Consider the following 26203-nt stretch of genomic DNA (forward strand, 5'->3'; position numbering starts at 1 on the left):
GGTGAAGGATGGGTGCGAAGGCATCGGCGTGCAGCGCAAGGCGCAGGCCGCAGCCCAGGCTTTACGCCTGGGCAAGGGCTGCAACGCAGCGATGCGCGGCGAGGGCAAGCGCACACCGGCAGATCATGCTTGACGCGACACTAGGGACAGGAGTCAGAGCCCTTCGGGCTTCCCTGCCAAGAGCGGAGGCGGTTAGCCGAAAACCGAACAGCCAACAGCCGGACCGCCCCCGCATCCGGCCGCCCTCTCTGACCAGGTAGCGCCGGGGTGCAGCTCAATCACAAGGCCGCAGCGGCTTGCCGGCCAGCGCCGGTGTAAGTTGGGCCAGCACCGGGCGCAGCGCATCGTCCACCGCCGGCAGGCGCAGCAACTGGCCTTGCTGGGCGGCGCGCTCCTGCACCACGCGTGCGGTGCGCACGCCGCGCTGCGACAGCGTGGCCAGTTCGGCCGTGGCCGCCTCCTGGGTGGCAAAGCCGCCTAGCGACAGGCCCGGCTCCAGCGCCGGATTGGCCAGCCCGCCGAACGAGACGCCGCGCGCGCGCAGCTCGGCGCGCTTCTTGTTGAGCTGGTCGGCGTCGGTGTAGCGGCCCATGTAGACGATCCAGCGCGCCGGCGTGGTCGCCGCCTGGAACGCCCAGCGGTCTTCCGGCAGCAAGGCCCGGGCGCGCTCGCGCAGCACCGCCGCCTCGGCCTCGTTGAAGATGCCGGCCTGCAGGCATTCGCGCGCCGGCGCGGGTGCGGCCGGGGCCTGGGCGCTGATGCGCGCCTCTTCCGGCGTGGCCACGCGCAGCAGCTCGGGCCGGATCTGCTGCTGCAGGCGCTGCGGCTCTGATTGCGGCACCGGCGCCAGCCCATAGGCCTGCAGCGCGCCATGCGACCAGGCAAAGTACAGGCCGTTGGCCAGCACCAGCAACAGGGCAAGGATGCGCAGCATGCTAGTTCTCCACCGCACTATCGCGTGGTGCGCAATGTATAAAACCGGCGCACTCCAACCAAGAAACACCGCGGAACCGGCTTTGCCGGGCCGCTGGTGTTGCCCCCTGCAAGGGGGTTGGCGTAGCGACACGCAGTGCGCGAAGCCTGGGGGTGTGCTTCATGCGGGGCGCACACTGATCTCGGCGCTGCGCACCGGCTGCAGGCCGTCAGCCGTCTCAACCAGCAGGGCGCCATCGGCGTCCACGCCGCGCGCCACGCCATGGCTGCCGTCAGACAGTTGCACGGCGCGGTTGCGCAGCACGTCGCGTGCGGCAAAGCGCTCGCGCCACGGGGCAAAGCCCAGCGTGCCAAAGGCCTGCACCGCCAGCACCAGCGGTGCGGCAATGCGGCCCAGCGCGGTGGCGGCGTCAATGCCTGGCTCCAGGTCGCGCATGCCGGCTGGCGGCGTGCGCAGGGCGTCGCCGCCAGTCTGCGGCGCGACGATGTTCAGGCCCAGGCCGACGACGACAAAGCGCTCGGCGCCCTGCGCGGTGCCGGCAGTTTCGACCAGGATGCCGGCCAGCTTGCGGTCTTGCCACCACAGGTCGTTGGGCCATTTCAGGCCCACATCGGGGTGCAGCGCCTCGGCGGCGGCCACGCCTATGGCCAGCGACAGGCCAGACCAGTCCTCCGGCGCCAGCGGCAGGCCGAAGGAGAAAGTGAGCGCGGCGCCCGGCATGGTCTGCCAGTTGCGGCCCAGGCGGCCACGGCCGGCGGTCTGGTGCTCGGCCAGCAGCAGCACCGGCTCGGTGCGGCCGGCGCGCGCGCGGCGCATCAGCTCGCTGCTGGTGGAGTCGATCTCGGGCACGATCTCGACCGAGAAATCCGGCAGCACGGGCGATACCGCCTCCCAGATGGCCTCGGCCGGCCAGCGTGGGCCCTGCTTCACCGCTTGAAGCCCCTCTTGGGCGCCAGCAGGGTGCCGCGGCAGCTTGGCGCACCACACCAGCAGGGGTATTCGGCCTTGAGCTTCTTGGTGTAGCGCTCTTCGATGATCAGGCCGTAGTCGTAGTTCAGCTCTTCGCCGGCAGAGATGTTGCGCAGCGCCTTGATGAAGACCCGGCCGCCTTGCTCGTCGGCCTCGCAGTTGGGCTCGCAGGCGTGGTTGATCCAGCGCGAGGAGTTGCCGCCGAACTTGGCGTCAATGACCCTGTCCGCGTCCACATGGAAGTAGAAGGTATGGTTCGGGTCTTTCGGATCGTGCGGATGGCGGTCCTGCGCCTCCTGCCAGGTGACGACCTCGCCCACGTACTCGATGATGATTTCGCCCTCGGCAATATCTTGCAGGGCGAAGACACCTTTGCCGTGCACGCCGGAGCGGCGGGTCTGGATGCGGCGAGCGGAATTCGCGGGCGCAGTTGAAGGCATGGCCGAAAGTCTGTTAATTTGAAAAAAGAGCGCAGGCGCGTGCGGGTACGTACGAGCGCATGCGCGCGAGAAGACGATTGTATGTAGGCGCCGCAGGCGCCTGCACCCCCATGACAGTACAAGGCAAGAGATAGCCCAAATGACCAAGACTCTGGTGATCGCGGAAAAACCCTCAGTGGCGCAGGACATCGTGCGCGCGCTGACGCCGGTGGCCGGGAAGTTCGACAAGCACGACGATTACTTCGAAAGCGAAACCTACGTCGTGACCAGCGCCGTCGGCCACCTGGTGGAAATCCAGGCGCCCGAGGAATTCGACGTGAAGCGCGGCAAGTGGAGCTTTGCCCACCTGCCGGTGATCCCGCCCTATTTCGACCTGAAGCCGGTCGACAAGACCAAGACCCGCCTGAACGCCGTGGTGCGCCAGGCCAAGCGCAAGGACGTGACGGCCCTGGTCAACGCCTGCGACGCCGGGCGCGAGGGCGAGCTGATCTTCCGCCTGATCGAGCAATACGCCGGCGGCACCAAGCCGCTGAACAAGCCGGTGCGCCGCCTGTGGCTGCAGTCGATGACGCCGCAGGCGATCCGCGACGGCTTCGACCAACTGCGCAGCGAGCAGCAGATGCAGGGCCTGGCCAACGCCGCGCGCAGCCGCTCCGAGGCCGACTGGCTGGTCGGCATCAACGGCACGCGCGCCATGACTGCCTTCAATTCGCGCGATGGCGGCTTCTTCCTGACCACCGTGGGCCGGGTGCAGACGCCTACGCTGTCGGTGGTGGTGGAGCGCGAGGAGCAGATCCGCAAGTTCATCAGCCGCGACTACTGGGAAGTGCACGCCAACTTCCAGGCCGAAGCCGGCCTGTACCCAGGCAAGTACTTTGACCCGGCGTGGAAGAAGTCCCAGGCGCCGCAGCTGCCCAACGGCGAGCCTGATCCAGAACAGCGCGCCGACCGCGTCTGGAACGCGCAGCAGGCGCAGGACATTGCCGTGGCCGCACGCGGCAAGCCGGCCACCGTCACCGAGGAAAGCAAGCCGACCACGCAGGCCAGCCCGCTGCTGTTCGATTTGACCTCGCTGCAGCGCGAGGCCAACGGCCGCTTCGGCTTTTCGGCCAAGACCACGCTGGCGCTGGCGCAAAGCCTGTACGAGCGCCACAAGGCCCTGACCTACCCGCGTACCGACTCGCGCGCGCTGCCCGAGGACTACCTGCCGGTGGTCAAGGACACCATGGGCATGCTGGCCCACAGCGGCATGCGGCACCTGGCGCCGTTCGCCCAGCAGGCGCTGGACCAGAACTACGTCAAGCCGAGCAAGCGCATCTTCGACAACGCCAAGGTGTCGGATCACTTTGCCATCATCCCCACGCTGCAGGCGCCCAGCGGCCTGTCCGAGGCCGAGCAAAAGCTCTATGACTTCGTGGTGCGGCGCTTTTTGTCGGTGTTCTTCCCGAGCGCCGAGCACCAGATCACCACGCGCACCAGCACCGTCGTGCACGAGGGCAAAAATTACGCCTTCCGCAGCGACGGCAAGGTGCTGGTCAAGCCGGGCTGGCTGGCCATCTACGGCAAGGAAGCCCAAGACGAAGAGGCCGCCGCCGACAAGGACAGCAAGGACAACAAGCGCCTGGTGCCGGTGCGCCCCGGCGAGACGCCGCAGGCCGTGCAGGTCGACCCGAAGGCCCTGAAGACCAAGCCGCCGGCGCGCTACAGCGAAGCCACCTTGCTGGGCGCCATGGAAGGCGCGGGCAAGACCATCGACGACGAGGAACTGCGCGCCGCCATGCAGGAGAAGGGCCTGGGCACGCCTGCCACGCGCGCCGCCATCATCGAAGGCCTGCTGACCGAAAAGTACATGCTGCGCGAAGGCCGCGAGCTGATCCCCACGGCCAAGGCCTTCCAGCTCATGACGCTGCTGCGCGGCCTGGGCGTGGAAGAGCTGTCCAAGGCCGCGCTCACCGGCGAGTGGGAATACAAGCTGGCGCAAATGGAGAAGGGCCTGCTCAGCCGTGAGCAGTTCATGGCCCAGATCGCCGAGATGACCGAGCGCATGGTCAAGAAGGCCAAGGAATACGACCGCGATACCGTGCCTGGCGACTACGCCACGCTGGCCACGCCCTGCCCCAATTGCGGCGGCGTGGTCAAAGAGAACTACCGGCGCTACAGCTGCGTGGGCAAGGCCGGGCAACTGGAAGGCTGCGGCTTCTCCTTCGGCAAGTCGCCGGCCGGCCGCACCTTCGAGATCGCCGAAGCCGAGTCTCTGCTGCGCGAGCACAAGATCGGCCCGCTGGAGGGCTTCCGCTCCAAGGCCGGCTGGCCATTTACCTCCGAGATCGTGCTCAAGTACGACGACGAGGCCAAGAACTGGAAGCTTGAATTCGACTTTGGCGACGACAAGAACTCAGAAGAAACCGGCGAGCTGGTCGACTTTGCAGAGCAGGAATCGCTGGGCGCCTGCCCCAAGTGCGGTGGCCATGTGTACGAGCACGGCAACAACTACGTCTGCGAAAAAGCCGTGCCCACGGCCGCGCAGGCCACGCCCAGCTGCGACTTCAAGACCGGCAAGATCATCCTGCAGCAGCCGGTGGAGCGTGCGCAGATGCACAAGCTGCTGGACAGCGGCAAGACCGACCTGCTGGAGAAGTTCATCTCCAACAAGACGCGCCGCGCCTTCAAGGCCTTCCTGTCGTGGGACGCCGCAGCCGGCAAGGTGAGCTTCGAGTTCGAGCCGCGCACCAGCAAGTTCCCGCCACGCCCGGGGGCCGCCGCCAAGACCTTCGCCGCCAAGGCGCCGGCCAAGAAGGCCGCGACCAAAACGGCAGCCAAGACGGCGACCAAGACCGCCGCCAAGAAGGCTGCAGCCCCCAAGGCACCGCGCAAGACCACGCCCGGCACCGGCCTCACGCCCAGCCCGGCGCTGGCTGCCGTGATCGGCGCCGAGCTGGTGGCGCGTCCAGCGGTGATCAAGAAGCTGTGGGACTACATCAAGGCCAACGGCCTGCAGGACGCGCAGAACAAGCGCGCCATCAATGCCGACGCCAAGCTGCTGGCCGTGTTCGGCAAGCCGCAGGTGACCATGTTCGAGCTGGCCGGCATCGTCGGCAAGCATCTTGGGTAAGCCATGAAATGGCTCTGCGCCCTGCTGGCCGCACTGGCGCTGTGCGCCGGCTGCGCGGGCGGCAGTGGCCGCTCGGGTGACGGCAGCGGCGTCACCGTGTTTGGCGATATCGATGCGGCGGTCAGCCGCACCAAGTCCAAGTAGTTCTTCAACGGCACCACTACAACATGAAGAGACAAGCCCTGCTCCGCGCCGCCTGCGCCACCGGCCTTTCCCTGCTGCTGGCAGGCCCGGCGCTGGCCGCGGCCTGGCCGGACCGGCCGATCCGCCTGGTCGTGCCCTTCCCGCCCGGGCAGGCGACCGACATCTTTGCGCGGGCCCTGGCAGAGCAGTTGGGCAAGCGCCTGGGTCAGGCCGTGGTGGTGGACAACAAGGCCGGCGCCGGCAGCAATATCGGCACCGAGCAGGTGGCGCGCGCCACGCCCGACGGCTACACGCTGCTGGTCGCGGGCAGCGCCATGGCGGTCAACCAGACGCTCTATAAAAAGCTGGGCTACGACCCGCTGAAGGACCTGACCGGCATATCGCTGATCGCCAAGGTGCCGCTGGTGTTCCTGGCCACGCCGGGCTCGGGCATCACCTCGATCACCGAGCTGTTGCGCCGCGCGAAGGCCGAGCCCGGCCGGCTCAACTACGCCAGCGCCGGCATTGGCGGCACGCAGCATTTGTCGGCCGAGATGTTCAAGGCGGCCACCGGCAGCTTCATCACCCACATTCCCTACCGTGGCAGCGGGCCGGCGCAGGCCGACTTCCTGGGTAACCAGGTGCCGCTGATGGTGGATTCGGTCACGGCCGCGCTGCCGCTGATCCAGTCCAAGCGCGCCGTGGCACTGGCGGTGACTTCGGCCGCGCGCTCGTCGCAACTGCCCGACGTGCCCGCCATGCGCGAGACCGGCATCACGGCGCTGAACGGCTTCGAGGCGGTCGGCTGGCTCGGGCTGATGGCGCCCGCCGGCACCCCGGCCGAGATCACGGCGCGGCTGCACAAGGAGGTGGTGGAGATCCTGCAGTCCGAGAGCATGGCCCGCTACATCACCGAGCGCGGCTCGGTGCCCGCGCCCAGCACCGGGCCGGAGTTTGACCGCTTCATCGCCAGCGAGATCCGCAAGTGGGGCGAGGCCGTGCGGCGTTCAGGCGCCACAGCAGACTGATGAATTATTGGTCAAATATGGCTCCAGCCCAGGCGCACCCTGGGCTGATAGCTATTATTTAAATAGCAAACAAGCCTTTGGGCATCAGGCGGCTCGCGGTTCAGAGGGCTTCCAGGATGGTCGCAATGCCCTGGCCGCCGCCTATGCACTGGGTGGCCAGCGCGTAGCGCCCTTTCTCGCGCGCCAGCAGCGCGGCGGCCTTGCCGGTGATGCGCGCGCCGGTGGCGCCCAGCGGGTGGCCGATGGCCATGCCGCCGCCGTCCAGGTTGATCGTCTCCGGCCGCAGGCCCAGCGTGCGGATGCAGGCCAGCGCCTGCGAGGCGAAGGCCTCGTTGATCTCGACCACGTCCAGGTCGGCAGCGGTCAGGCCGGCGCGCGCCAGCGCCTTGCGCGTGGCCGGGATCGGGCCTATGCCCATCAGCGCCGGGTCGACCCCGGCCGTGGCCATGGCGCGGATGCGGGCCAGCGGCTGCAGGCCGTGGCGCGCGGCGTAGGCCTCGGTCGTCACCAGCACGGCGGCGGCGCCGTCGGTCAGCGGCGATGCGGTGCCAGCCGTGACCACGCCGTCTTCGCGGAAGGCCGGGCGCAGTGCGGCCAGGGCTTCGAGCGTGGTTGCGGGGCGGATGCAGCCGTCTTCCACCACGCTGGCGCCGGAGGCCAGCTGCACCGGCACGATCTCGGCCGCCAGGCGCCCCTGCTCGCGCGCGGCGGCGGCCTTGCGGTGCGATTCGAGCGCCAGTTGCTCCTGGTCGGCACGCGCCACGCCGTAGCGCGCGGCCACGTTCTCTGCCGTCTCGCCCATGGAGATATAGGCGTCGGTCTGCTCGTACAGCACCGGGTTCGGCGAGAACTGCAGGCCGCCCTGCGGCACCATGGTCATCGATTCGACGCCCAGGCACAGGTAGGCCTCGCCCATGCCGGCCTCGATCTGCGCGGCGGCGATGTGCACGGCCGACATGGACGAACCGCAGAAGCGGTTCACGGTCATGCCGCCCAGTTCGTGTGGCAGGCCGGCCAGCAGCGCGACGATGCGCGCGATGTTGTTGCCCTGCGCGCCCTCGGGGTAGGCGCAGCCGGCGATCACGTCTTCGAGCGTGGCCGGGTCCAGGCCGGTGCGCTGCAGCAGGCCGGTGACGACCTGCGCGGCCAGGGTGTCGGGCCGTACCTCTGCCAATGCGCCCTTGCGGGCAAAGTGGAAGGGCGAGCGGGCGTAGGCGGAGATCAGGGCTTGCATGGCGGGTCTTTCCATTGCTTTTTAAATGACGAATGTCATGAATAAATTATATGATGATCGTCATTTAAACTGTCAAGCATGTGCATGCAGCAAGCCGGAGGCCGACCATGAAAGTCAGCAAGGAACAGATGGCCGAGAACCGCGACCGCATCCTGGATGCGGCCGCCACGCTGTTTCGCGAGCGCGGCTTTGACGGCATAGGCGTGGCCGACCTGATGAAGGGCGCCGGGCTGACGCACGGCGGCTTCTATGGCCACTTCGACTCCAAGGAAGACCTGATGGCGCAGGCCGCAGCACGCGCCGCCGAACAGATGCTGGCCACCTGGCAGCGGCTGGCCGAACGCCACCCCGGGCAAGAGCGCGCCGCAGTGGCCGACGCCTACCTGAGCACACGCCACCGCGACCACGCCGGCCGCGGCTGCCTGTTCGCCACCCTGGGTGCCGACGCGGCGCGCCAGGGCCCGGCCGTGCGCCATGCCGTGACCGAGGGGCTGCGGCCGCAGGTCGATCTGCTGGAGCAGGCCACGCCCGGCCGCAACAAGGCGGCGCGGCGGCGCAAGGCGCTGGCCGACTATGCCGGCATGGTGGGGGCGCTGGTGCTGGCGCGCGCGGTGGATGACGCCGCGCTGTCGCAAGAGATATTGGACGCCGCGCGGGCGGCGCTGTCGCTGCCGGAGGCGGAGGCTTAGCGCATCAGCAATGCCTGGCGCAGCAAGCGCGCGGCGCGGTCGCGGATCTTGCCGGGCAGGCTGCGCTCGGGCGGCGGCGGGCGGGTGCGGAAGGCGGCGCAGGCATCCAGGAAGTCGCTCAGGATGGCCGTGTCGTCGATGGTGTTGGCGCCGCGGCGGTGGAATTCCGGGTGCCATTGCGTGGCGGCGATGTAGCCCTTCTGCGGGCCGCCGGTGCGGCGGATGGCCTCGGGCACGCGGTCGGGGTAGCTCCAGGCTTCCACGGCGAAGTCGGGCGCCAACTCTTTGATGCCCTGGTGGTGGATGCTGTTGACACGCGCACGCAGCACGCCGGGGTAGAGCCGCGACAGGCGCGAGCCCTCGACCAGGTCGATCTCATGGAAGTTCTGGTCGTAGGTGAGCGCGTCGCGGTGGCGCAGCGCGCCCTCGTGCTGGGTCTCGATGTCCTGGTAGAGCGTGCCGCCATAGGCCACGTTGATCAGCTGCAGGCCGCGGCAGACGCCAAACACCGGCTTGCCGGCCTGGGCGAAGGCCTCGACCACGGCCAGGTCGTAGAGGTCGCGGATGCGGTCGCCCATCCAGGCTTCCTGCAGCGGCTCTTCGCCGTAGCTGCCGGGCCAGACGTCGGCGCCGCCGTGCATGACCACGCCGTCCAGCCACTCGGCGTAGTGCGCCAGGGTGACGTCGCCGCGCGCCGTCTCGCCCGTGGGGCAAGGCACCATGACCACCATGGCGCCGGCCGACATCAGCCAGTGGGCGATGGACTGCTCGACGTACTGCAGTGTCTTGCCGGTAAAAAGGGAACGCGCGGGGTCGGCGTGCTGGAAGCACGCCGATAGACCGATCTTCAGTCGCTGCGAGGAAGGCTGCATGGGCGCCATTGTGGCCCGGCCGCAGGCGCCTGTCAGGCGCGCGCTGTATCGCCCTGCATCAATTCACGGTGGGGATCTCGCGCCAGTTCAGCAGGTGCAGGCTGACGCTGGCCGATGGCGTGATGGACGGGCTGAGCACCGAGCCATCGTTGAGCCCGACCACCAGCCGCGTCGTGCCGTTGGCGCTGACAAAGGCCATGTCGGTGATGGCACCGGTGTAAGGGATGTAAGCAACGTTGTTGAGCAGCGACGACTGGCCGGTGCCGAAGTTCAGCACATAGAGCCGGCTGGTGCCCGAAGGGCTGCAGGCATCGGGCGTGGTGAGCGTGGCGGCGAAGGCCACCAGCCCGCTGCCGGCCGTGGGGTTGACGATCACGCGCCAGGCCGTGCCGGTGCTGCTGTCAACGCCCAGGTCCACATACCAGCCCATGGAGGTACTGCTGAAGGTGGCGGGCAGCGTCAGGTTGGTCAGCGCCGTCAGGTTGGAGCGCTTGAGCGGGAAGCTCACGCCCGAAGGCAGCAGCGCCGCGGTATTGAAGGCTGCGGCCGTGCCGTCCAGCAGTGCATAGAAGGTCTGCGGGGTGGACGAGTTGACGTCGCTGGAGGCCAGCATCTGGCCGCTGCCCAGCATCACGTAGCGTTTGCGCGTGGTCGGGTGGATCTCGATCAGGGGCTGGGTGGTGACCGGCTCTGCGGTGCCGCTGGCATTGGTCAGGTTGGCCATCAGCAAGGGAGCGGGATAGACACCGGAGCCGCTCACATCGAAGCGCCACACCTGGCCATTGAGGTCGCCCGCATAGATCGCGTCGGCGGTGCCGTCGGTGTAGTCGCGCACATAGCCCGCAGCGTGGGCCAGCCCGCTGGAGGCGACGCCGGTCTTGACCTTCTCCAGCAAGCTGCCGGTCTTGGGGTCGAGGAAGTACAGGTAGCCGTAGCCGTCGCTGTTGTTGTAGCCCGAGGTCAGTATCACCACCCAGCCGTACTTCTTGGTCTTGACCACGACGGGCTCGCCAAAGCTGTAGCCCATGGTGTCATCGGTGAACTCCCACAGCACATTGCCGGCGACGGCAGTTTCTGTCGTCATGCCGGCGGGGTTGGTCACGTCGATCGCATAGAAGCTCTTGCCACCCTTGCCCAGGCCGCCGATCAGCACGGTGCGCCAGTCAGACGTCGCGGCAGAGGTGGTGGTGAAGGAGCCGCCGGCGTTGTTGAAGTCGATGTCGAAGGACTGCGGCGTGGCGTCGACGTAGTAGTGGTGCGCGTAGCTCGGGTTGCCGAGCGCGGCCAGGCCGTCGGTCTGCGGCGTTGCGTTGGGCCCCTGGAACACGGCGTTGGGCACATAGGCGAAGAGCTCTGCGCCTGCGCCGGTCCCGGAGGTCGCGCCGTTGAAGCCATGCAGCATGCCGTCGTTGGCGCCCACATAGACCACGGTTGGCCGGCTGGCCCACTTGGCCTTGAATGCGGCATAGCCAGGGTTGAGGGCGTCCGTGTAGGTCTGGCTGGGCGCCACTACCGGCACCACCTTGGAGTCGACGATGTCGCCCAGCAGCACGCTGCGTGCGCGGTAGGCCTGGCTGCTGCCGGTGGTGGTGGAGCCCGACTCCTGCGACTGGTCGCCGCGCAGGTACTTGAGGTAGTCCGAGCCGTCGCTGCCGCGGTAGGAGGTGATGAGCGCCGACTGCTGGGCCGAGGTCAGGCTGGCGTAGCGAAACGGCGTGCCCGCCGTGCCGCTCCAGGTCACGACCTGGCGCCCGGTGTTCCAGCCGGCGCCGGCCAACTGCGTGGCCAGGGTGCTGGTGCTGTTCCAGGCGGCGGTCGTGGTCGTGGTGCCGTCGCTGGCGATGGCAAGGGTGGTGGCCGTCACGACGCCGCTCCAGCCCTTGGAGGCGTACTGCGCCGCATACGAGGCCGCACCAGCGCTGCTGACCTGCGCTGACGAGAGCGAGAAGGAGGTGGTGTAGGCACTGACCGCGCTGGCGATGTTGGAGAAGGCCTTGGTCAGGCCGGCCACCATCTGGCTTGCGTTGCCCGCAAGAAAGTAGTTGTCGGGACGAGGCTCGGTCGTGCCGTTCATGTTGATGGTGTCGCCGCTGCTGTTCCACCAGCTATTGATCAACGGCGTCGTGGTCTGCGTGATGTCATAGCCGGAGGGAGCGGTGAAGCCGCCGTACTTGGCCGCGAGCCAGTAGGGGTTCTTGTCCTTCGCGACCTGGTACTCCATCACATCCATCCAATAGGTGGAGATGTTCTGGGTGCCGGTCAGGTCCGAACGTATGTCATTGACATGGGAGCCGTAGGCCAGGCCGGCGATGTATTCCGACCCCTTGTCGCCCCAGGCCGAAGCCCGGCCGGTGAGCCCCTCCAGCGTCTCGATGGCATTGGTCCAGGCCTGTGCCTTGTTGAAGCTGTCGCTGGTGACGCCGGCCGGTTTGGTGCGGCCCGACGTGCTGAGCGTGCCGCCGCCCACATTGACGTCGTAGTGCGTGTTGGCGTCGCCAATGCCCAGCACGAAGTTGCGCTGGCATGAGTAGGTGATGGGGTCGGCCCATGTGCTGACTGCGGGAAATCCATCCAGCAGCGCGGTGCGGGTCGAGTCGGACGAGGTCGTGGCGGCCGTGATGTAGCTGGTCCAGGTGGCGACATTGCCCAGGTTCTGGAAGTAGCGCACCACCGCGTAGTAGAGCTCGCTCACGTTGTCGTAGGTCATATACGAGCCCGTGGCGACACCGAACTTGTTCAGGTAGTTCATGACGCCGCTGTTGCTCACGGTCACACCGCTGGCGGTGGTGGTGGCGCTGGCTGTAGCGGTGTCCGGGTTGGTGTTCATGATGCCGGTGCCGCTGTCCCACTCGGCCTTGCTGTTGCTGTTCAAGGTCGCGGACAAGGGCGTGGGATAGGTCGGGCCGATGAAGCCCATCGGGGCCCGCAGTACCCCGCCCTGGTTGCCGCTGCCGAGGCCGTTGAGGTAGGAAAACGCGCTGTAGCGAATTTTGTTGGCGTACTGCTGCAGCAGGCCTTCAGGCTTGTACTGGCCGTTTGGGTAGAGAACGCAGTTGCTCTCTACACCGCCAGTCGTAGTGCCAGTGGTGCCAGGGTCGCAGACCTTGACGCGGATGTACACGCGGTAAGTCGTGGTCGCATCGTTGCTGGCAGCCAGGCTCTGCCAATCAGTGCCGGCCGTGCCAGTGTTGCTGTAGCCAGTGCCCGTACCCGAGAACACCATGGTGCTGCCACGCGTCCAGATGCTGGTGTTGAAGGCACTCCAGGACATCGGCACCACTGAGGAGATCAGGCTCGCGCTCAGCTTGTGCCCCGTGCCCTGGTCCGTGCCCCGCAGCGGGAAATTGGACTGCGAGCCCTGGTTGGCGCCCCAGGCCTTCTGCAGGATGGTCGAGCTGGTGGTATCCACCGCGCGATAGCCCCCGGTCAGCGCCCAGCGAAACGGGTCGATGGTCTGCATCGTGGCCCAGTTCATGAAGTTGCCGCTCCACATGCCGGAGCAACTGTGCTTGTTGGTGCCAGTGCTCAGGCCCGCCGGCTGAAAGTAGCTGTTGGCTGCGGTGCCGCTGTCATAGCTATAGGTGTAGCACTTGAGCGGATCGAAGTAGCCCAGGTAGGTGCTGGCATCGGCGTAGTTGCCCAGGTTGGCGACGCTGATGGCGGTCGGGTATTCCACCGACAGCGCCAGTGCCAGATTGCCCGGCACATCGGCGGACGCCAGCACCGGCTGGTCGGCCAAGGTGACGGCCGACGCCGCATGCACACAGCACAGGGCCAGCACGGGCAGCGCATGGCGGATGGAACGAAACGGTTTCATCGGGGCTATTCCGGCTTGGTGAAGGACGATTGCAGGAAGACCTGCGTATCTCTGGGCCCCGTGACGCGCACGCTGATGCGGTAGGCCGGCAGCACCGGGGGCGTCGGGCGCTTGCTGGCCGGCAACTGGCTGCTGCCGCCGGCGACGTCGCTGGCGGAGGGCAGGTAGACGCAGCTGGCGGTGCTGGCCGCGCCGGTGGCATTGCAGAGGCGGTCGACGACATAGCGGATCACCACATCGGGCGTGGCGCCGCCCAGGTCAGCACTGGTGGGAGCGAAGGTGCCGCCTGTCACGTCGGCGCCCGAGGGGCTGCTGCCGCTCGCCAGCAGGACTAGCGGAATGCCGCGGTCGTTCGCCACGAGCTGCACCGCGCTGTAGTTGGAGGCCGGCACGCTGGCCGCAGAGGCGCTGGCGCTGGCCAGGGCGCCGCCGGTGCCGAACAAGGCCATGACCTTGGTGACGGCCTGCTCGCCCTGGTTGACCAGGTCGCGCCGGAAGGCAAGGTTGCCGGCGCCGAAGAGCGAGGTGTTCATCGAGCGCAGCACAGCGACGCTGCCCACCAGCAGGATCACCAGGATGATCAGGCAGAACAGCAGCACAACGCCGCGCTCGCGGGCCGGCGCGATGGCAGTGGCGGGTTTCATGAGGTGGGCAGCAACAGCAGGTTGCGCAGCGGGATGGTGGTTTCTACGACGCGGTAGCGGTAGTGCTGGTCGTCGCCGCTCAGCGCCACGGCATCGCGCGCCAGCGCGGTGTTGGGCGCCGGGCTCAGGTTGGCGAACAGCGCCGGGATGCTGTGGGAGACGACGTCCTTCTCGTAGTTGGTGCTGCGCAGCACCAGCGCCAGATGGATGGCCACGATCTGCTTCTGCGTGGCGGGCGTGGCCATCACCGTGGCGATGTCGTAGCCGGCGGCGCCCGGGTCCACCCAGGTGTCCAGGATGCCGTCGGCATTGGTGTCCAGGCCATACAGCGCATGCAGCTCTGCCACGTCGTCGGCGATGGCCTGCGCGGCGTCCGTGCCGTTGGCCATGAGCAGGTCATAGCTGAACAGCGTGTGGTTGCTGCCCACGCCGAACATCTGGAACTGCACATTGCCCACGCCGACGCTGCCCAGCGGCGTGAAGTAGGCCGTGCCGCTGGCCGCCAGCGTGGCCAGGTCGGTGTCCTTGCCGGTCGCGGTGTAGTAGCTGCCGCCCAGCGGCAGCAGCGCATTGCCCACGCTGTCGGCAAAAGGGGTGCTGGCGTGCACCTGCTCCAGCAGGCAGTCGGTGGTGCCGCTGGCGCTGACCAGACCGATGTCGCCCTCGGCCATGCCCACGGTGCTGTTGAACCGCAGGATGTTGGCAGACGCACCGCCAGAGAGGATCAGCCGCGGCACGTCGCCGCCCGCCGCACTGCCGCCCATCACCACCAGCACGTCAGAGCCGGCGTCGGACTGGTTCTGGCCGATCAGCACCGGCGCGACGCGCAGGTCGGCTCCACCCACGAAGGCCGTGGCAAAGGGCGCGGGAAAGGCGCTGGCGCGCGGCAGGTTGGGCGTGGCCGGCAGCGTCGCGTTGAGCCTGCAGCCGAACGCGCCCGCCAGGCTCCAGGACTGCGTGAAGCCCGAGCCGGCGCTGCGCAGCGCGCGGTCCAGCACATAGGCCGCATAGGAGCCCGACTGGTTCATGTCATTGGACGTGGTGGTGGTGCGCTTGTGCGCCTCGCTCACCACCACCGTGCTGGTGACGGCCAGCGTCAGCACCAGCCCGATGGCCATGGCCACCATCAGCTCGATCAGCGTGAAGCCGCGCGGTACATGGCCCGCAGCGCCGCGTGGGCGGCTCATGGCAGCGTCACCCGGGTGGTGAGCCGGCTCGGGCTGTCGCTGCTGGCGTGGTGCGAGGGCGCCTGCCACTGGATGGTGATGTCTGCGCTGTTGGTGGTGCCCGCCACTGCAACCACGGTGACGCTGCCGTTGGGCAGGCCGTCCTTGGTTGGGTCGGCCGCGCGCGTGCTCCAGCCGGTGGCGTCCAGCGTGACCGACTTGTTCAGCCACATGGTGCTGGCGATCTCGTTGGCAAGCAGCGCGGCGCGGCCCCGGTCCTCGGCATCGACCGAGAAGCTGATGGCATAGGCCTGCAGGCCGATCAGCCCGAGGATGCCGAACGAGAACAGCAGGATGGCCACCAGCACCTCGATCATGGCCACGCCCGCCTGCGGGGCGCGGCGGGAGGCAGCAGCGCGCCTCATGACGCCGGGCACCCGTCGGGGACCGACGCGGAAAGCGTCTTGGCGCTATCGCACAGGTGCACCTGCCCGCCCAGCGCCACGATGACGCGCAGCTTGCGGTCAGCCCCGGTGAGCGTGATGTCATAGGTGGGGGCCGCCGTCACCGCGCAGCTGGCGCCATCCACACCGGTAGCGGTGTTGGCCACCAGGCGGCCCACCGAGTTGAAGCAGACCGCCGCCGGCCCGGTGATCTGCACGCCGGGCGCCACGCCAGCCAGCACGCCGGCCTCGATGAAGGTGGCGGCATCGCTGGCGTCCAGGGTCGAGGATTTGACGAAGTTGACCGACCAGTTGCTGCCATTGGCCACTGCGGTAAGACTGGTCTGGGGCGCCGTGCTGTTGGTCAGCGAGAACACCACCTGCCGGCTGCGCCGCAGCGACTCGGTCTGCGCCAGCCGCAGGCCGTTCTGCAACGCATCGCCCACGGTGCGCACCTTGTTGTTGGCAACCCAGGTGACGAACGAGGGCATGGCCAGCATGGCCAGAATGCCCAGGATGGTCACGGTCACCACCATCTCGATCAGGGTGAAGCCCGCGGCCGGCGCAGGCCGCGGCTTCAGCATGCCTGGCCCCGCTTGGTCACCCAGGCCGTGGTGCAGGCGCCCCAGCCAGAGCCGGCCAGCGGCGTGGCGCGGCTGTTGTTCTGGTCGACCGTGAAGACAAAGCCGTTGGTGGAGCCGCTGCCCGTGGCCACCAGGGTGAAGGTGGTGGCGGTCAGCACGCCATAAGTGCCGGCGCATGACAGCTGAAAGGAGCCCACCACCAGGCTGGTAGCCGCCACCGCGCAGGGCGAGGTGTAGGGGCTGGCCGTGAGATAGGTGCGGTTGTCCTGGAAGTAGCGCTCCATGTTGGCGCGCAGGGCCGACAGGCCGTTGGTCGCGTCCACGATCTGGCCCCGCAGGATGTAGTCGCGGTAGCTCGGGTAGGCAATGGCGGCAAGGATGCCGATGATCGCCACGGTGACCATCAGCTCGATCAGCGTGAAGCCGCTGACACTGCGGCGCGGGGCACGCCATTCAGGTACGGGAGTGGCAACAAGCAAGGGGGACACCTTCTGAAAATGACGGCAGCCCACACCTTGCGCAACAGTTGTTGCCATTGATGACAAAAATCGTCACTTGTTTGCAAAGACTTGATACCAGTCGAGTCCGCCCGAGTGAGAGCGGCCGCGCGGCGCTGTCGGCGCTGTGTGAAACGCGCAACGAACCGTGTCAGTCACCCATAGCGCGACGTGGCACTGCTGCACATGAACTCGAAAGACCCAGAGGGCCGCGGAGCAGGCCGTGCGAGAACATCCGCGGAACCGGCTTTGCCGGGCCGCTGGATGTGCCCCCTTCAGGGGGTTGGCGCAGCGACACGCAGTGCGCGAAGCCTGGGGGGGTCATCTCAAAACTGCACGTCGACCACCACGTTGTCGGTATAGCTGCCGGCCGGTGGCGGCGCCTGGGCCGGGTAGACCGTGGCGTTGTAGGGAATGGTCTGGAGGTTGAGGCCATCCGCCACCGCCGGCCCCGGCGCCCGCGCGCCACCCACCTCGCCCCATAGCGCGCCACTGGCCTTGAAGATGTCATAGGCCAGGAAGTTGGTGCCCGAAGCCATGCGCCGCTGCCCCGCCGACGCATGGCCCCCGGCGCTCAGGCCCACGGTGTAGCTCAGGCCCGCGGTGCAGAGCAGGCCTATGTCCTGCGACACGGTGGGAAAGGCGCTGGGCAGCGGCGCGCTGCCAAAGGCGATATTGGGTGCGGTGATGACGCAGTCGTTGGTGACTGTCAGCGTCACCAGCAGGCTGCGCGTGGTGTCGGTGTTGGTGGGGGTGCCCACGCACAGGCCCGCGACGACTAATAGACCCTCGCAGATATTGCGCAGCGCCCAGGTCACCTGGATGGTGTCGGTATAGGTGCCGGCCGGTACGTTGGCGCCAACGTTGGTGGTGATATTGATCGGTACGTTGGCGCTGCTGTTGCCGCTGAACAAGCCCACCACCGTGGTGCCGCTGGCGTTGATGAAGACAAAGCCGGTGGTGAGCGCCGTACCGTTGGACTGGGTGATTTGATACGGGATCGAGTTGGTTCCGTTTTTCAAGGTCAGGCCGGTAGCCGGACTGGCCAGCGTAGCCGACACGCTAGGCTGGCCGGTCAGTGCGGCCAGCACCACGCCTGAGCAACTCAGCGAGAAGTTGCCCGAAGTCGTGATCGCCGGCCCATTGCGCACGCGAAACGACGGCACGCTGCCCAAATTGCCGCCGGTCTCCGCGTAGGTGCAGGCAATGGCCGGCGCAGCCAGCAGGCCGAGCAGGCTGCAGCAAAGCGCGCGCAAAAACGGGTGAATGCTCATGGTGCCGCCCCTCCACCGGGCGCTGTGCCTTGCGGCACGGTGCAATGCAGCTCACGCAGCCCTTGCTCGTCATACATGCGGGCCGAGAAGCTTGCCTCGCACGGCGGCCCGTTCTGCGGCCGCGCAAGCAGCGAGTTCTGCGGCAGCAACTGCTGCAGGAACAGCACGCCATCCCAGCCCACTACCGTGTCGCTCTCGGCCTCCAGGTGCCGCACCGGTGTGCCCACCGGCAATGGCCGGCCGTTGGGGCCGAGCAGGGTCAGCGTGGCCGAGCGCCGCAGTTGCACCGGGATGTCCACCAGCGCACCGCCGCCGCTGCCCACCGCCAGTTGGCGCTCGGTCATGGGGGCGAACTGGTCGGCGGGCTGCTCCAGCATGTCGATCTCGTAGCGGCTGTTGCGGTAGGGCTGCACCTGGGGCACCAGCAGGTAGCCGGCGGCATCGGTGCGGCCGATCAGCTGGTTCTCGAAGCGCACCGGCACGTCCGGCACGCCCTTGGTCGATACCAGCGCAAAGCTGTCGCCCACGCGGTTGGCCGCGAACACATGGCCGTCCATCACGCCGACCGAGCCCGTCGCGCCGGCCCAGGTGGCGTGCTGGCCGCCAGTGCCGTAGACACCGCCTTGCAGCAGCGCGACGTCGTTGCGGTACTGCAGCGCGGCCTGCTGGTACTGGTCCACACGCTCTCCGCCCAGGGTGCGCGAGATGTTCCAGCCAAAGCCGCCGTCCGAGGCAATCGCCTGCTGGTAGCCGCCCTGGTAAGTGGTGGCGCCGCGCGTGCGCGTGGCGGCTGCGGTGGCTGTGCCGCGGCGGTCCAGCATGTAGGTGAGCTGCAGGCGCAATTGCGTGTCCTTGGTCTCCACCGTGCGGCCGGCGGTGACCGACAGGTAGAGGTCGTCGCGTATCGGTTGGGTGTAGCTGGCGTAGGCCAGGCGGGTGCGCTCGCCGCTGTTGGCTTTCAGGTCGACCCAGCCGGCCCCGATGGCGCCGCTGCCCACGGCGACAGAGGCCGAGAGCTGGCGGCTGCGCCGGTTCAGGCTGAAGCCGTCGTCGGCATAGGTGGTGGCGTCGCCGTAGCCGGCGGTGCGGCCGATCTGCTGGAAAGAGACGCTGCCGCGCTGCGTGTTGTATTGGTAGCCGCTGCTGTACTGCCAGCCGCCCCGGCCCTGGATGCGGCCGTCGCGCGTGTCTGCGCGGCCACGGCTGAGCGACGCGTTGACCGTGCCCAGCAGGCCCAGCTTGGCCAGGCCACCCATGCCGGCCACGGCCAGCCCGCGCCCGACCTGGGCCTGGCCTTCGAGCGTGAAGTTTTCAGTCAGGCCCTCGCGGTAGACACCGGCCGCCACCGCGCGGCCATAGGCGAAGCTGTGCAGGCCGAACTGGCGCCGCAGCGCCCCGACCGACAGCGAATAGTCGGTAAGCCCCGGCCGCAGCAACTGGCTGCTGACATAGAAGGGCACCGAGGTCTGCACCTGGCGGCCCAGCGCGTCGGTGGTGACCACGGTCGCGATGCCGGCGCCGCTGACGCTCGGCAGTTGGCCCAGCGTGAACGGCCCCGGGTCCACCGGCTGGCTGGAGGCCTTGTAGCCATTGACGAACAGGTCCACCGCCGAAGGCACCGCCGCCTGGCCGGCGAACTGCGGCAGCGGATAGGTGACCAGGTCGGGCCGCACGTTGAAGTTGCGCGACCACTGGAAGCCGCCCAGTCGCACCGCGTTGGACCAGGGCAAGGCGCCGCTGACCACATCGCCCACCATCTGCTGGCTGGCATCGTCCAGGCGGGTGCGCGTCCAGCGCGTGTCGTAGCGCACGTAGCCGTTGGACAAGCCCTGGCTGCTGCGGCGCGCGATGCCGGTGTTGGAGATCACGCCCAGCGCGCCAAAGTAGCGCTGCTCGGTCCACACCGAGGTCAGCGTGCTGCCGCGCGAAGTGGTGGTGTAGGCGTCGTAGTTGAGCAGCAGGCCCGAGCCGCTGGCCACCTGCATGCGCTGCCGGTCGAAGGACGTCTCCAGCTCCTGCAGCGGCAGCCAGGCCGGCGGCACGCTCAGCAGCAGGCGCTGGCCCAGGCCGTCGTACTCGGTCGCGACGCCGGGCAGCGCATCGACGGCCACGGCACTGCCGGCCGGGCGCGTGTTGCGCACGTTCAGCCGCCGCAGCAGCTCGGCCTCGATCTCGTAGTGGTGGCCGCGCTGCAGCACCGGCAGCACTTCGCCGCTGGACTTGCCATTGACCACCAGCTCCAGGTAGAGCTGCACCGGCTCGGCGTCTGCGCCGGGGCGCTGGTTGAGCAGCACCTCGGCCGACAGCAGGCGCGGCAGGCACAGGCACAGCACCAACGCGGGGATGGCCCGTAGCCGCACGTGGTGCATTTCAGTCATTCATAAGGCAAAACCTGGGGTGCTTCACTCATGCTGCAGTGGCATGCGGGTGCCGTTGACGACGGCCTGCAGCCGGTAGCCTGCGGGCGGCTCGCGGTCCAGCGGCCAGCGCATGCGCACCTGTGGCAGCACATAGCCCAGCAGCCCCTGGTTGACCGCGACCGGTGCCTGGCCGTCGGCCACCCACTCCACGGCGGTGATGCGCGCATGCGCGTCGCCCAGGTTGCGGATGCTGAGCATGGGCTTGCCCTCTGCGCGCGTGATGCTCCAGGCGATCTGCGGGCGCAGCAGCCGCGCCGGCTCGGGCTGCTTGCGCTCGGTGTTGGTCACCAGTTCCTTGTCGGGGCGCACGCCTTTGCCGTAGACAAACAGCGGCAGCGAATAGCGCATCTGCAGCTTGACCGCCGCACCGCCGGGCGCGCCGTCGTTTGCCGGCTCGGTAGAGGGCAGCTCGTCCACCAGCACGCGGTAGGCGTTCTCGGTGCCCGGCGGCACAGGCTGCGTGGCGATCAGGCGCACCATCTGCCGCTGCCCAGGCGGAATGCTGGTGATCGGCGGGCTGGCCACCACCTGCTGCTGCGGGCCCAGGCGCTCCACGCCCTCGGGCTGCTGCCAGTCCAGCACGCGCACCTGGATCGACAGCGGCTCGGCGCCGTGGTTCTCGACCCATACCGCCGCCGCGCGCTGGTCGCCAAGGATGACCGGGTCTATCGGCCAGATCATGAGTGGCGCCACCGCCCAGGCCGGGGCCGCAGCGGTGATGCACCAGGCCCCGGCCACGGTGCGCAGCAGGCGCAAAAGGAATGTGGTGTGGGAGCTGCGCACGTGGGGCCTACCAGGTCAGGGTGACACGCACGGTGTCGACATAGGTCCCGGCCGCAACGCCAGAGCCCGGAAGAATGACGGTGCCCGTCAGCGGCAACGCGGTGGCGGTAGCGCCCAGCGTCAGGCCCACCGCCACGCCGGGTGTGAGCGGCTGGCTGCCGTTGCTGGTCAGGAACAGGCTGTAGGGCAGGTACTGGCCGGCACCAGCGGCCAGGCGGCGCTGGTTGCCCACGGCCGACAGCCCCGCATCGGCCGTGACCTGCACCGCCGTGCCGGGCGTGCACTGCAGCAGCGCCTGGTTGGCCACGCTGGTCAGCGACGCGCTTTTGCTGCCGGCCGCCATGGCCGAATAGGTGCCGAAGCTGAGCTGCCCAAGCGCCAGCCCGGTCACCTGCCCGGGGTTGCCGGCCACGATGCAGCCGGATGCAATCGTGGCGCCGACGGAGAAGGTGGCCGTCGTCGGTATCGTGGCCGCCTGCATCGTGGCCCGCAGCAGCACCGCGCATGAGGCGAGGCACGCGCGCATCCACCAAGGCGGCCGGCGCCTCGTCTTCGAAAGCCGTTGCATGGTCGTCCCTCCTGCGCTGGCAAGGTCCGTGGGGCGGACCACCCGCAAGCAGAACTAGAAGGTCAGCGTGACCAGCAGCGTGTCGTTGTAGATGCCGGGCGTCAGTGCCGTGGTGCTGGTCTTGTTGACCAGGCCGTAGATCGGCAGGCTGAAGGCCGCGCCTGGTGTGGGCACGGTGTAGTTCACGGGCGTGTTGGCCGGGTACGCGATGCTGTTGCCGCTGTTCTGGAACACGTCATAGGGCACGTAGCTGCCGGTGTTGGCCATGGCACGGGCGCCGACGCCGATGCCGGTGCCCTGACCCGCGTGCAAGCCAGCGTCGATGGAGATGGTGATCGCGGTCACATCGGTGGAGCACTGCACCTGCGCCGTGCCGCCACCGCCGACGCCGCCGGTCAACGAGGCCGTGACCTGCCCGGTGAAGGTGGCCGGCCTGGTGCCGAAGTCGAGCGTACCCAGCGCGATGCCGGTGCTGCCCGTGGCGTTGACCACGAGGCAGCTCTTGGTCAGGGTGATGGTCGACTGCACGTTGCCGGCCAGCGAGCTCTGCGCATGGCCGCTGGTGCAGAGCACAGCCAGCAGGCCCGCGCCGCAAGCACTGCGCCAGAGACGGCCCGCACGACGTGGATGGGATGGGCTGGGCGCGCCGAACACGCCAAGTTGCTTCCTCGATGTCATTGCCGTCTCCTGTTAGGTTGAGGACAAGGACTTGTTTATGTCACGAGGCAGACAGCGGGTCTACGACTCGAATCGGACTGTTACTCGCGCGCCAAAACGTAATGCCGTGTACTTGCACGGGCGTTGCGGGCGGTGTTTTTTCAGGCTGCGGCGCGGCTGCGGAATTTCAAAATTGATAGCTTTATGCCGGCGTCTGACCTACATATCAGGTATAAAAGTACCTGAATCGCAGTCTGCACGCCGGCATATAGCTACCATTTAAGTAGCACCAACCGGGCCTTCAGGCAGGCGGATAGGTGCCGCCCAACTGCGCCGTGATGCGCCGCGCGGCCTGGCGCAGCGGCTCGGCGTGGGCCGGGTCGAGCCGCTCGGTCGGCATGGTCAGGGTCAGCGCGCCGGCGAGCGCGCCGGCACCGTCGAACACCGGCGCGCCCAGGCCGGCCAGCTCGGGCACGCGGTCGCCCACCAGCACCACGATCTGCTCGCGCCGGATCTTCACCGACAGCGCATCGCGCGCGCCGGCATAGGCGTGCAGGATGCGCCCGCCCGCGCCGCGGTCTAGCGGCAGCAGGTCGCCGGGCTGCAGGTTGTCGCGCACCGGGCGCGGTGAAGACACGCGGTACAGGCACAGCCGGCGGTCGCCGCGCGGCACGTAGAAAGCCGCGCTCTCCTGCGTCTGGGCCACCAGCGCCTGCAGCACCGGCATCACCACCGATTCGAGCGAGAACGCGGCCGCGAACACGCGGTGCAGGCGCTCTACTTCTGCGCCCAGCGTGTAGCGGCCATCAGGCAGGCGCTGCACCAGGTGCGCGTGCTCCAGCGAGGCCAGCATGCGCAGCACGGTGCTCTTGTAGATGCGCGTGTGCTCGGCCAGCGCCGCCAGCGTCAGCGCCGGCTGCGCATTGCTGAAGGCGCCCAGCAGCGACAGCGCGCGGTCAAGGGTGGCGATGCCGCCTTCGGCGGCGTTCTGGTCGGCAAGAGCGGGTTGGGCAGCGCGGCGGGGCATGGGAACAGCAGGGTGGAGGTTTGACATTCTGCCGCCCTGGTTTTAGCATAGTTGGAACAACGTTCTATCTATCGAATGAGCAGAGACAATATCGCCGTCGAGCACCACGACGGCTGGCTGCAGATCAGCATCACCCGCGAGCACAAGCGCAACGCCCTGGACCGCCGCACCCGCACATTGCTGCGCGAGGCGCTGGCGGCCGCGCGCGGCACGGCGCGCGCCATCGTGCTCACCGGCAGCGGCGGCAGCTTCTGCGCCGGGCTGGACCTGCAGGAGCGCGCGGCAGAAGTCGCCACTGGCCAGCCCGACACCGCGGGCGCAGAGGCCATTGCGCTCAACATGGCGCTGCGCGAGCACCCTGCCGTGCTGATCGCCGCCGTCAACGGCATGGCCCTGGGCGGCGGCGTGACCCTGGTCAACTCCTGCGACCTGGCGCTGGCCGCCAGCGACGCCACGCTGGCCTGCCCCGAGATCCGCTCGGCCGGCTTTGCCAGCATGGCCGGCCCCACCAGCCAGTTGCTGCTGACGCGCAAGCGCGCCGCCTGGCTGCTGCTGGCCGACGAGCGCATCGACGCCGCCACGGCCGAGCGCTGGGGCCTGGTCAACGAGGTGCTGGCGCCGGCCGATCTGCTGCCGCGTGCGCAGGCGCTGGCCGCGCGCATCGCCGGCTACGACCCAGCCGCGCTGGCCCGGACCAAGAAGGCGCTGGACCACTTGCCCGCCAGTGCTGCGCCCACCGCCTGGCGCGCCGCCATGGACTACGGACAGACCGTCACTGCCGCCATCCGTGCCGGCTGAGCGGCGCGCCGCGCCCCCCTACCGATACCAACCAGGAGACTCCCCATGCCTTCCCCTCTTCGCCGCCGGGCCCTGTGCGCCGCGGCCCTGCTCTGCGCCAGCGCTGCCTGGGCGCAGGGCAGCTACCCGTCGCAGCCGATCAAACTGATCGTGCCCTTCCCGCCTGCGGGCGGCACCGACGTGGTGAGCCGTGTCATCGCCAACGAGGTGGCGCAGGCCACGCAGTGGGCCATCGTGATCGACAACCGGCCCGGCGCGGGCGGCAACATCGGCATCGACATGGTGGCCAAGGCCCGGCCGGATGGCCTGACCATCGGCACTGGCCAGACCTCCAACCTGGCCATCAACCCCACGCTCTATGCCAAGCTGCCCTTCGATGCGCTGAAAGACTTCGCGCCCGTGGTGCTGCTGGGCTCGCAGCCGGTGGTGCTGGTGGTGCGGGCCGACTCGCCGATACGCAGCGTGGCCGACCTGAAGGCGCGCGCCAAGACGCACCCGCTCAACATGGCATCGGCCGGCAACGGCACGGTCAGCCACCTGGCCGGCGCCATGTTCGCGCGCGAGGCCGGCGTGCAGCTCACCCACGTGCCCTACAAGGGCGCGGGCCCGGCCATCACCGACCTGCTGGGCGGCCAGACCGATCTGTACTTTGGTACGCCGCCGAGCGTGCTGGCCATGGTCAAGGCCGGCAAGCTGCGCGCCATCGCCGTCACCTCGGCCCAGCGCGCCGCGCTGTTGCCCGATGTGCCAACGGTGGCCGAGTCCGGCTACCCCGGCTTTGTCGCCGAGGACTGGAAGGCCGTGGTAGCGCCCGCCGGCACGCCGGCCGACGTGGTGCAAAAGCTCAACCAGGCCTTCAACGCCGCGCTGGCCCGCCCCAGCACCATCGCCAAGCTGCACGAAGAAGGCACCACGCCGCGCGGCGGCACACCGGCCGCGCTTGCCACCTTCATGAAGAGCGAGCACGCGCGCTGGGGCGCGGCCGTGAAGGCCTCGGGCGCCACGGCGGAATAAACCCATTACCGGAGACACACATGCAACCCAACCGCACCCGCCGCGCGCTTGCGCTGGCCCCCGCCGCCCTGCTGCTGCCCACACTGGGCCGCGCGCAGATGAATGGCCGGCCCATCACCATCGTCGTGCCCTTCTCGGCCGGCGGCAGCACCGACCTGGTATCGCGCGCGGTGGCGCAGTTTGCGGCGCCGGGCCTGGGCGCCTCGGTGATCGTGGACAACCGCACTGGCGGTGGCGGCGTGGTCGGCTGGGGCGCCGTGGCCCGCGCCAACCCCGATGGCCACACGCTCTGCACCATCGAGCTGTCCTACGCGATTGCGGCGGGCCTCATCCCCAACCTGCCCTTCGACCCGCACAAGGCCTTCACGCAGATCACTACCGCAGTGAAGGTGCCGCATGTGCTGGTGGTGAACCCGGGCGTGCCGGCCAAAACCGTGCAGGAATTCATCGCGCTGGCCAAGGCGCAGCCGGGCAGGCTCAACTACGGCTCGGGCGGCAACGGCACCAACACGCATCTGGCGGGCGAGCTGTTCAAGAGCCTGACCGGGACATCGATCATGCACATCCCATACAAGGGTGCGGGCGCGGTGCTGACCGACCTCATGAGCGGCCAGGTGCAGGCGCTGATCACCTCGGTGCCCACCGCGCTGCCGCACATCAAGAGCGGCAAGCTGCGCGCGCTGATGGTCACCGGCGCGCAGCGCAACCCCACGCTGCCCGATGTGCCCTCGGCTGCAGAGTCGGGCCTGCCGAAGATGGACATGGACTTCTGGATCGGCTTTGGCGCACCCGCCGGCACACCGCAGCCGGTGATCGACAAGCTGCACAAGGCCATCGTCGAATCACTGGCCCTGCCCGACGCGAAGAAGCGCATCGATGAGATGGGCCTGACGGTGGTGGGCAGCACGCCGGCTGAAGCCGCTGCGCTGGTCAAGCGCGAGATCGAGCGCTGGAGCGCCATCATCAAACAAGCCGGCATCAAACCCGACTAGCGATGGCACTCCCCCAGGCTACGCACTGCGTGTCTTCGCCAACCCCACCAGCGGCCCGGCAAAGCCGGTTCCGCGGTGCCCTTGGTAAAAACCGCGCCACTCCTCTATCTCTGCCTTC

At 68.5% G+C, this 26203-nt stretch carries 25 protein-coding genes; 8 read left to right on the top strand and 17 right to left on the bottom strand.

The genetic code is table 11. The features are described from left to right. Position 1: 1 nt before the first annotated feature. Positions 2-133, top strand: coding sequence for a hypothetical protein (locus AAFF27_25640; protein ID XAH23321.1), 132 nt, complete (start codon positions 2-4; stop codon positions 131-133). Between the two features lie 141 nt (positions 134-274). Here the strand turns inward: AAFF27_25640 and AAFF27_25645 are convergent, their stop codons facing one another. The 3 genes from AAFF27_25645 to AAFF27_25655 all read right to left on the bottom strand — a co-directional run bounded on the left by AAFF27_25645 (position 275) and on the right by AAFF27_25655 (position 2343). Continuing rightward, a complete protein-coding gene (locus tag AAFF27_25645) occupies positions 275-934 on the bottom strand; it encodes an SPOR domain-containing protein (GenBank protein ID XAH23322.1) in 660 nt (219 codons plus the stop codon). Positions 935-1093: 159 nt separating this feature from the next. Next, complete coding sequence (locus AAFF27_25650) at positions 1094-1864, bottom strand: biotin--[acetyl-CoA-carboxylase] ligase (protein ID XAH23323.1); 771 nt, start codon at positions 1862-1864, stop codon at positions 1094-1096. Then, the gene (locus AAFF27_25655; protein ID XAH23324.1) at positions 1861-2343 is read right to left on the bottom strand and encodes an SET domain-containing protein-lysine N-methyltransferase; all 483 of its coding nucleotides are present in this window, start codon (positions 2341-2343) and stop codon (positions 1861-1863) included. Before AAFF27_25655 ends, AAFF27_25650 begins: the two co-directional genes overlap by 4 nt. A 139-nt stretch (positions 2344-2482) precedes the next feature. Here AAFF27_25655 and AAFF27_25660 point away from each other — a divergent pair, with 139 nt between their 5' ends. The 3 genes from AAFF27_25660 to AAFF27_25670 are packed head-to-tail and all read left to right on the top strand — an operon-like array spanning position 2483 to position 6606. Next, on the top strand, positions 2483-5455 hold the full coding sequence (locus AAFF27_25660) for a DNA topoisomerase III (GenBank protein XAH23325.1): 2973 nt from the start codon (positions 2483-2485) through the stop codon (positions 5453-5455). 3 nt (positions 5456-5458) lie between these two features. Beyond that, positions 5459-5599: a hypothetical protein gene (locus AAFF27_25665; protein ID XAH23326.1), complete on the top strand. Its 141-nt coding sequence runs from the start codon at positions 5459-5461 to the stop codon at positions 5597-5599. Between the two features lie 23 nt (positions 5600-5622). Next, the gene (locus tag AAFF27_25670) at positions 5623-6606 is read left to right on the top strand and encodes a tripartite tricarboxylate transporter substrate binding protein (protein ID XAH23327.1); all 984 of its coding nucleotides are present in this window, start codon (positions 5623-5625) and stop codon (positions 6604-6606) included. Positions 6607-6706: 100 nt separating this feature from the next. Here AAFF27_25670 and AAFF27_25675 read toward each other — a convergent pair whose 3' ends face one another. Continuing rightward, a complete protein-coding gene (locus tag AAFF27_25675) occupies positions 6707-7840 on the bottom strand; it encodes a thiolase family protein (protein XAH23328.1) in 1134 nt (377 codons plus the stop codon). A 107-nt stretch (positions 7841-7947) separates the two neighbouring features. Here AAFF27_25675 and AAFF27_25680 point away from each other — a divergent pair, with 107 nt between their 5' ends. Then, positions 7948-8529 (top strand): TetR/AcrR family transcriptional regulator, encoded by a 582-nt coding sequence (locus tag AAFF27_25680; GenBank protein ID XAH23329.1) that lies wholly within the window; start codon positions 7948-7950, stop codon positions 8527-8529. Here AAFF27_25680 and AAFF27_25685 read toward each other — a convergent pair. The 13 genes from AAFF27_25685 to AAFF27_25745 all read right to left on the bottom strand — a co-directional run bounded on the left by AAFF27_25685 (position 8526) and on the right by AAFF27_25745 (position 23281). Continuing rightward, positions 8526-9410, bottom strand: a complete 885-nt coding sequence (locus tag AAFF27_25685; GenBank protein ID XAH23330.1) for a type 1 glutamine amidotransferase — start codon at positions 9408-9410, stop codon at positions 8526-8528. The two genes, AAFF27_25680 and AAFF27_25685, sit on opposite strands and share 4 nt — an antisense overlap. Before the next feature lie 49 nt (positions 9411-9459). After that, positions 9460-13218 (bottom strand): PilC/PilY family type IV pilus protein, encoded by a 3759-nt coding sequence (locus AAFF27_25690; GenBank protein XAH23331.1) that lies wholly within the window; start codon positions 13216-13218, stop codon positions 9460-9462. A 5-nt stretch (positions 13219-13223) separates the two neighbouring features. Continuing rightward, the gene (locus AAFF27_25695) at positions 13224-13862 is read right to left on the bottom strand and encodes a hypothetical protein (GenBank protein XAH23332.1); all 639 of its coding nucleotides are present in this window, start codon (positions 13860-13862) and stop codon (positions 13224-13226) included. Then, positions 13859-15049 (bottom strand): PilW family protein, encoded by a 1191-nt coding sequence (locus tag AAFF27_25700; GenBank protein ID XAH23333.1) that lies wholly within the window; start codon positions 15047-15049, stop codon positions 13859-13861. Before AAFF27_25700 ends, AAFF27_25695 begins: the two co-directional genes overlap by 4 nt. Beyond that, on the bottom strand, positions 15046-15453 hold the full coding sequence (gene pilV / locus AAFF27_25705; protein XAH23334.1) for a type IV pilus modification protein PilV: 408 nt from the start codon (positions 15451-15453) through the stop codon (positions 15046-15048). The genes AAFF27_25700 and pilV overlap by 4 nt, the downstream gene beginning before the upstream one ends. Beyond that, positions 15450-16055, bottom strand: coding sequence for a GspH/FimT family pseudopilin (locus AAFF27_25710; protein ID XAH23335.1), 606 nt, complete (start codon positions 16053-16055; stop codon positions 15450-15452). Before AAFF27_25710 ends, pilV begins: the two co-directional genes overlap by 4 nt. After that, on the bottom strand, positions 16049-16534 hold the full coding sequence (locus tag AAFF27_25715) for a type IV pilin protein (protein ID XAH23336.1): 486 nt from the start codon (positions 16532-16534) through the stop codon (positions 16049-16051). Before AAFF27_25715 ends, AAFF27_25710 begins: the two co-directional genes overlap by 7 nt. Positions 16535-16878: 344 nt before the next feature. Further along, positions 16879-17826, bottom strand: coding sequence for a spore coat U domain-containing protein (locus tag AAFF27_25720; GenBank protein XAH23337.1), 948 nt, complete (start codon positions 17824-17826; stop codon positions 16879-16881). Then, the gene (locus tag AAFF27_25725; GenBank protein XAH23338.1) at positions 17823-20204 is read right to left on the bottom strand and encodes a fimbria/pilus outer membrane usher protein; all 2382 of its coding nucleotides are present in this window, start codon (positions 20202-20204) and stop codon (positions 17823-17825) included. The genes AAFF27_25720 and AAFF27_25725 overlap by 4 nt, the downstream gene beginning before the upstream one ends. A 24-nt stretch (positions 20205-20228) precedes the next feature. Then, positions 20229-21029, bottom strand: coding sequence for a molecular chaperone (locus tag AAFF27_25730; GenBank protein XAH23339.1), 801 nt, complete (start codon positions 21027-21029; stop codon positions 20229-20231). 7 nt (positions 21030-21036) lie between these two features. Beyond that, positions 21037-21597: a spore coat U domain-containing protein gene (locus AAFF27_25735; GenBank protein ID XAH23340.1), complete on the bottom strand. Its 561-nt coding sequence runs from the start codon at positions 21595-21597 to the stop codon at positions 21037-21039. A gap of 54 nt (positions 21598-21651) precedes the next feature. Next, a complete protein-coding gene (locus AAFF27_25740; GenBank protein XAH23341.1) occupies positions 21652-22275 on the bottom strand; it encodes a spore coat protein U domain-containing protein in 624 nt (207 codons plus the stop codon). Between the two features lie 280 nt (positions 22276-22555). Continuing rightward, positions 22556-23281 (bottom strand): IclR family transcriptional regulator, encoded by a 726-nt coding sequence (locus AAFF27_25745; protein XAH23342.1) that lies wholly within the window; start codon positions 23279-23281, stop codon positions 22556-22558. Between the two features lie 75 nt (positions 23282-23356). Here AAFF27_25745 and AAFF27_25750 point away from each other — a divergent pair, with 75 nt between their 5' ends. From AAFF27_25750 to AAFF27_25760, 3 genes are read left to right on the top strand one after another with little or no spacing between them, the layout of a single operon-like run. Beyond that, the gene (locus AAFF27_25750) at positions 23357-24079 is read left to right on the top strand and encodes an enoyl-CoA hydratase/isomerase family protein (protein XAH23343.1); all 723 of its coding nucleotides are present in this window, start codon (positions 23357-23359) and stop codon (positions 24077-24079) included. A 45-nt stretch (positions 24080-24124) separates the two neighbouring features. Next, on the top strand, positions 24125-25093 hold the full coding sequence (locus tag AAFF27_25755; protein XAH23344.1) for a tripartite tricarboxylate transporter substrate binding protein: 969 nt from the start codon (positions 24125-24127) through the stop codon (positions 25091-25093). 20 nt (positions 25094-25113) lie between these two features. Beyond that, positions 25114-26085 carry a tripartite tricarboxylate transporter substrate binding protein gene (locus AAFF27_25760; protein ID XAH23345.1) on the top strand — a complete coding sequence of 324 codons (972 nt, stop codon included), beginning with the start codon at positions 25114-25116 and terminating at the stop codon, positions 26083-26085. The last annotated feature ends 118 nt before the right edge of the window (positions 26086-26203 follow it).

The organism is Xylophilus sp. GW821-FHT01B05, assembly GCA_038961845.1.
In the GTDB taxonomy this organism is placed as follows: Bacteria; Pseudomonadota; Gammaproteobacteria; order Burkholderiales; family Burkholderiaceae_C; genus Xylophilus.